Here is a 1,163-nt window from a genome sequence, read left to right on the forward strand (position 1 = left end):
GCGGCGCCGGTGCTGGCCGCCGCCGCTCGGGAGGGGGTGCCGCCCGCCGAGGCGGCGGCGTTCCTGCGCGGGCTGGCCGCCGGGCACGCGGGCGCCTCGGAGGCGGTGACGGTGGAGACGGTGTGGACCGGTCCGAGCACCCACGCGGTGCCCGTGCGGACCACCGCCCAGGTGCTGGTGGAGCTGATCGAGGGCGCCGAGCACGAGCTCGTCCTGATGACCTACTCGGCCACGCGGCACCGGCGGGTGCGCGCGGCGCTGACCCAGGCGGCCCGGTGCGGGGTGCCGGTGTCAGTGGTCGTGGAGACCGCGGCCGGGGCCCACGGCACGCTCGGTGACCGCGAACCGGCCGACGCCTTCGCGGGCGTGGAGGGGGTGCGGCTGTGGCACTGGCCGACCGACCAGCGCCCCAACCGGTACGCCCGCAGCCACGCCAAGCTCGCGGTGGCCGACCGCCGGTCGCTGCTGGTCTCCAGCGCCAACCTGACGCAGAGCGGGGTGGACCGCAGCATCGAGGCCGGTCTGCTCGTGCGGGGCGGCACGGCGCCGGTACGGGTGGCCGAACACGTGGCCGAACTGCGCGCCCAGGGCGTACTGGAGCCGCTCCGGCCCGGAGGTGAACGATGAGCGAGGCGGGGAGGGACACCGCGCAGGCCCTGGTGGGGTCGGCCGACATCGCCCGGCTGGCCGGGGTGCGCCGACCCGCGGTGAGTAACTGGCGGCGCCGGTTCGACGACTTCCCGGCGCCGGTGGGCGGATCGGCCGACCGGCCGCTGTTCGGGCTGGAAGAGGTCCGCGACTGGTGCCGCGAGCACGGCAAGGAGTTCGAGGCCGACGCGGCCGACCTGCTGTGGCAGCGGGTGCGCACCGAGGTGCCCGACGTGCGCCGGACCGCGTTCCTGGCCCATGCCGGGCGGCTGCTCACCGGCGAGGTCCCCCGGGAGGAGGGGGCGCCGGTCGAGGGGTGGGCGGCCCTGGCGGACCAGGTCCTCGACGCCGCCGAACCGGAAGAGGTGTACGAGCGGCTGGCGGCCCGGTGGGCGGCGCTGCGCAGCCGGGCCGAGACCGACGCCGACCTGGCGGCCTGGATGGCCGACCTGGCCCAGGTCGGGCCAGGGCAGCGCGTGCTGGACCCCGCGTGCGGGGGCGGCGGGCTGCTGGTG

General features: G+C 77.6%; 1 protein-coding gene and 1 pseudogene. Both read left to right on the top strand.

What is annotated here, in order from left to right; all coding sequences use genetic code 11:
• Window positions 1-627, top strand: a 627-nt coding sequence (gene drmC / locus ACYVD1_RS34720; RefSeq protein WP_460778717.1) for a DISARM system phospholipase D-like protein DrmC, incomplete at its 5' end; no start/stop codon positions are given.
• A pseudogene (locus tag ACYVD1_RS34725) lies at window positions 624-1,163 on the top strand (SAM-dependent methyltransferase); the annotation flags it as partial. The gene drmC and the pseudogene ACYVD1_RS34725, both read left to right, overlap by 4 nt.

It is taken from the genome of Nocardiopsis nanhaiensis (genome assembly GCF_054778635.1).